4 protein-coding genes are annotated in these 4,831 nt (G+C 60.5%); 1 reads left to right on the forward strand and 3 read right to left on the reverse strand.

The window, feature by feature from the left end:
• The 3 genes from ABX749_RS22150 to ABX749_RS22160 all read right to left on the reverse strand — a co-directional run.
• The coding region (locus tag ABX749_RS22150; protein WP_372897899.1) for an FAD-dependent oxidoreductase at positions 1-396 on the reverse strand (396 nt) is incomplete at its 3' end.
• A gap of 179 nt (positions 397-575) precedes the next feature.
• Positions 576-1,184 (reverse strand): 30S ribosomal protein S4, encoded by a 609-nt coding sequence (rpsD, locus tag ABX749_RS22155; RefSeq protein WP_095741361.1) that lies wholly within the window; start codon positions 1,182-1,184, stop codon positions 576-578.
• 227 nt (positions 1,185-1,411) lie between these two features.
• On the reverse strand, positions 1,412-2,524 hold the full coding sequence (locus tag ABX749_RS22160) for a 3-oxoacyl-ACP synthase III (protein ID WP_372897900.1): 1,113 nt from the start codon (positions 2,522-2,524) through the stop codon (positions 1,412-1,414).
• A 968-nt stretch (positions 2,525-3,492) separates the two neighbouring features.
• On the opposite strand from ABX749_RS22160, the gene ABX749_RS22165 reads away from it, so the two are divergent.
• Positions 3,493-4,266, forward strand: coding sequence for a gamma-glutamyl-gamma-aminobutyrate hydrolase family protein (locus tag ABX749_RS22165; protein WP_372897901.1), 774 nt, complete (start codon positions 3,493-3,495; stop codon positions 4,264-4,266).
• Positions 4,267-4,831: the final 565 nt, after the last annotated feature.

Consider the following 4,831-nt stretch of genomic DNA (forward strand, 5'->3'; position numbering starts at 1 on the left):
AATCGATTCGTGGTCGCCTTCCAATTGCAACGTGGTCGAGTTGACAAAGCTGCCGCGGGCTTGGATCACGGTGACGTTGCGACGCTTGGCCAGATTGCCCAGTCCGCCGGTCAGGTTGGAAATCACCTGGTCCTTGCGGGCCCGCACCTTGTCGATGTCGATCGTCGGCTTGCCGGAGTATTCCACGCCCCAATTGGCTCTCAAGTCGTCCACTTCGTGGATCACTTTGGCGACGTGCAGTAGCGCCTTGCTGGGGATACATCCACGCAACAAGCAGGTCCCGCCGAGCCGGGGTTCCGCTTCGACAATGGTGACGTCCAATCCTTCATCGGCGGCCAGAAACGCGGCCGCATAACCACCGGGACCACCGCCCAAGACAACAACGGGACAATGCATTTTTCTCTATTCGATTGGCGAGGAAGACTGTTGGTTTCAAAGACCACCGTCGGAGCAAAAAAGAACGGACGCCGAGGCGTCCGCGACGGAAGCTGAATTGTACTGTCAAACCGCAAATGGGCGTATGCTTCCAGCCTGCGAAACCCCGTGAAGGCAAGCTGGACGCCACACCGATTTGATTAACGAGACAGGAATTCGACGACGGCGTTCGCGTCGACCGGCAAGCTGATGTCGCTCGCACCGGGCAACCCCAGCATCGTCGCCTTCAAGCTTTCGCTGTCAAACGCCACCCAGTCCAGTGCATCGGGGGCCGCGTTGGCGATCACACCCCGGTACAGGTTCTTCAGGTTCTCGCGATTGCGGACTTCGACAATGTCGCCCGGACGCAGGATGTAGCTGGGCTTGTCGACCTTCACGCCGTTGACCAGGAAGTGGCCGTGCGCGACGCCTTGACGGGCCTGGGGACGGGTCTTGGTGAATCCGACTCGGCGAACCACGTTGTCCAACCGACGCTCGCACATCAGCAACAACAGCTCACCGGTGTTGCCCGACTTGCGACCGACGGCGTCAAAGTAGCGACGCAGCTGGCGTTCGCCCAACCCGTAATAGTGCTTGATCTTTTGCTTTTCTTGCAATGCCGCACCGTAGTTACTCGGGCGACGGCCGCGGACATGCATCCCGGGCGGCGTGTTGCGGCGGTCGAGGGCGCGAGCGGCACCCGCGGTTTCATAAATCAGGGTGCCGAGTCGACGGTTGACGCGTGCTTTAGGGCCGGTGTAACGAGCCATAGACGGTGATTCTCCTGGGTGTCCGCAATCGGCCCCACTGACGGATCGGCATAAAACCAAGCCGCGGGTGGACCGCTACAGATCAATAAAAGGGGTCGGGCTGCGGGACGAACGGTGGATTGATACCGATCGAAACGCTGCCGGCGCGATCCGCTGATTTCACCCGGAGAGACGATTCTCCGAGGGCGGTCGCGCGTCGGTTTTGGGAAGCGGCAGAGTGTCGCCGCTCAGCTCGGGATTTTCAAGGCCAACGGGACATTTTGAATCGCTTTGATGTTTCCCGCGATCGCAGTGCTGCCCCAGCGGGCCGCCAGCATCACGCTGTTGATCCCCGACCCGATCCCCAACATCGCTACCCGGTCCCCCGCCGTCAGGTCGCCCTGCTCGGCCGCCGACGCGACCGTCAGCGGCAGGGCAACCGAGCCCGTGTTGCCGAGCTGGGGAAACGAAACGCTGTCCCGCTCGGTGGAAAGCCCCATCGATTCCAGCATCGCCACCCGATGGCGGGTCCCGACCTGGTGGCAAACCGTTCGCTCGATCGACCCGCGATCCCAGCCGCTTTCGGCCAGCAGTTTCTCGAAAGCCGCCGCCCCCGTGGCAATCCCCTCGGCCATCAGCTGCTCCGAATCGGTCTCCATCAGCGGTTGCATCGCCGCGCCGGCCGAGTCGCTGTCGCTGACGCACAGATCGTGAAACCGGGTGCGGGCCTCGGCGATGCCGACCTCGATCGCGGTCGCCTCGGGCGCCAAACGCTCGTGGGTCAGCAGCCAGGCACAGCTGCCCGATCCGATCGTCAATGACGCAAACGCGCCCTTGATGTCCTTGCGCCGCAGCGACGTGTCCCCGTTGAGGGCCTGGATCGTCGATTCGAGCAGCATCCGGCTGTTTTCGGTGCCCACCACAATCCCGGCATCGATCGCGCCGCTCTGGATCATCATCGCAATCTGAATCGCGCCGTTGATCAGGCCCAGGCAGGCATTGGAAACGTCATAGACCCAACAATCCGAGGACAGCCCGATCCCGTGGTGCACCCGCGATGCCGTCGCCGGCTCCAGGAAATCACGGCACACGCTGGCGTGGATCAGGCAGCCGATCGATTCGACGCCCAGCCCGGCAGCCTGGACGGCCAGTTTCCCCGCTTCGATGCTGGGGCCACTGGGGACAGTCCCCACCGGCCAGACACGGCGCTGGGCGATTCCCGACATCAGCTCCAGTCGGCCTTCGGGCAGCTTCAGACGCTGGTAGAGCGGTTGCAGACGCTGTTCGATCTGGTCACTCGACCAAACCTCGTCGGGGACCAACGCGCCGATCGCCGCCAGTCGAACGTTTTCAAATTTCACGGACGCGTTTCCTTCTCGGTTGAATTCTCGTCGGTTGTATCGCCAGGCCTGATTCTCTTCCGCTCGGTTCCAGCTGAGTTGCGGTAGTCTACCCCAGCAGCATTCTCAGGGAGAGGCGTCGCGGAGGCCGCCGGTGGCCTGGGTTGGTTGAAGCGGATCACATGTGGGATTCGCCGTCTCGCGTCAGCGTACGGGTCTCGTCCTGGTTTGAACCTTGTCGATTGAGAGCGGCGGCGCCCGGACGCTGACGCGAACCGGCTGATGTCAGTTGATGATCAGCCGTTTGGCGCGAGCCTACGGGCCTTGCGCTGGTCAAAGCCTTGTCGATTGAGAGCGGCGGCGCCCGGACGCTGGCGCGAACCGGCTGATGTCAGTTGATGATCAGCCGTTTGGCGCGAGCCTACGGGCCAATCCCGCGGAAACGATGTTCAGCCTGGCATTCCGGTCGCATTCCGGGTTGATACCGGGTTGCTTCCGGGAGCCATCCGCCTTTAAACGCCGCTTTGATAGCAAAAAAGCGCTTTGCTAGCACTGCCTGTCGTGCTAGCACACGTCAGTTTGCACAAGATGTAGAGATTGTTTGGAACCCGTGAAAAATGCCGCTACTTTTCGCACCGCTCGGAGAGGCTTGCGAAACGTCGCCGGCCTCTGACCCAGAGCCGACACCGCCGGGGCGGTCCTGATTAAGGACGATCACTATGGATTCCAAGATGGATTCTTATCGCTCTTCTATTCATCGAGTTCAGCGGACTCACCCCGACTCGGCAGTTCGGTTTGGCAATCCCGGTTCACTCGCAACCGCTTTGCCGCTGCGTTTTCCTGCTTCCCGTCACCTCCGACCGACGCATTGTTTGCGTCGAGCCGAAGTGGCGGGGCGTTCTTCCAGGTAACCGTGCACCCATTTTTTGACGCAGCACGCGGCTGCGTTGTCATTCTTGGATTTTGCGACTTTTATGAGGAAACGTCGGATGTCAAACGAAGCCCTGGTTACCAAGCCGATCATTGGTATCAATTGTGATTTTAAAGCTGCTGACCGCAGCAAACCCGGGTTCGCCTATCTGGCGGCGGGCTATTTTCAATCGATTCTTTCGGCCGGTGGCATTCCGGTCGTCGTGCCTCCGATGGACGACCCCGAATCGATCGCCCGGGTTCTGGATCACGTTGAAGGCTTCATGATGATCGGTGGCGGAGACCTGGATCCGCGCAACGACGGCTTCATGTTGCATTCGAGTGTTCGTCCGATGGATCCGGTACGTGAAACCAGTGACCGCCTGTTGGTCGCAGAAATCGCCGAGCGTCGCATCCCGTTGCTGGCGATCGGAGCCGGCATGCAACTGTTGAACATTCAGCAGGGCGGCAACCTGTTCCTGCACATCAAAGAAGACTTGCCGGCGGCGGTTCCGCACTTGGACCCCCATGACCCCAACCACCGACACACCCTGGAAGTCGAAGGTGACTCGCTGGTCGGCCGCGTCTTTGGCGACGGTGAGATTTGTGTCAGCAGCCGCCACCACATGGCGATCGACGAAGTCGCACCGGGTTTCCGCGTGACCGCCCGCTGCCCCGATGGTGTGATCGAAGCCATCGAAAGTGAAATGATGGATTGGTTCGCGGTCGGAACCCAGTTCCACCCCGAATGTGCCGCCGCCTCGGCGCTGGACGTCCGCATCTTCGAAGAGTTCATCGAAGGCATCTGCGCGGCCAAAGAGCAAGAAGCCGAAAAACTCCGTCTGGTTGCCTGAGCGCCAGACGACGCTTTCGTGGGATCGGCCTTCGACCTGTCATCTCTCCCGCCCGACAGGCTGGAAGCCCTTCCCACTGGGACGACGTTCAGCGGCTGATCATCGTTCGACATCAGCCGGGAGAACGTCAGCGATCGTAGTATCCCCAACCGATGCCAGCCGGTTCGCGCCAGCGAACCGAGTCTCCCCAAGGGATGGCAGCGAGTAGCCGGAGGTCAGCGCAGCGCCACCTCCGCAAAGCCATTTATTCGCTGCGTTTGACGAGGTGTTAGCGGCAGGGCGCAAGCCTGGACCGCTAAAACGTTGGTGTTGACACTCTGTTCGGTTTACGCGACTTCGCTTCCGTTTGATTTCGTCACCGCTCGGCCTCGCTTCAGCCGAGACACGATGGGTCGTGAGGAATCTGGACGGACGGAAGATTGCAAATTGAAAAATGCAAATTTGCAATTGGAAGTTTTCATTTTGCAATTTTCAATCTCTTGCACCGTGTCCTGCAACGGGGAAACGGGTGCCGGACATTTCTGGAATGAAACCAGCGCAAAGGAATAAGGTCGTCAACCCCGAA

The sequence above is a fragment of the Stieleria sp. genome (genome assembly GCF_041595215.1).
Lineage (GTDB): Bacteria > Planctomycetota > Planctomycetia > Pirellulales > Pirellulaceae > Stieleria > Stieleria magnilauensis.

Excerpts from the sequence above, each read along its gene's own strand:
- rpsD (WP_095741361.1), bottom strand. The coding sequence starts at position 1,184 with ATGGCTCGTTACACCGGCCCTAAAGCACGCGTCAACCGTCGACTCGGC.
- ABX749_RS22165 (WP_372897901.1), top strand. The coding sequence starts at position 3,493 with ATGTCAAACGAAGCCCTGGTTACCAAGCCGATCATTGGTATCAATTGT.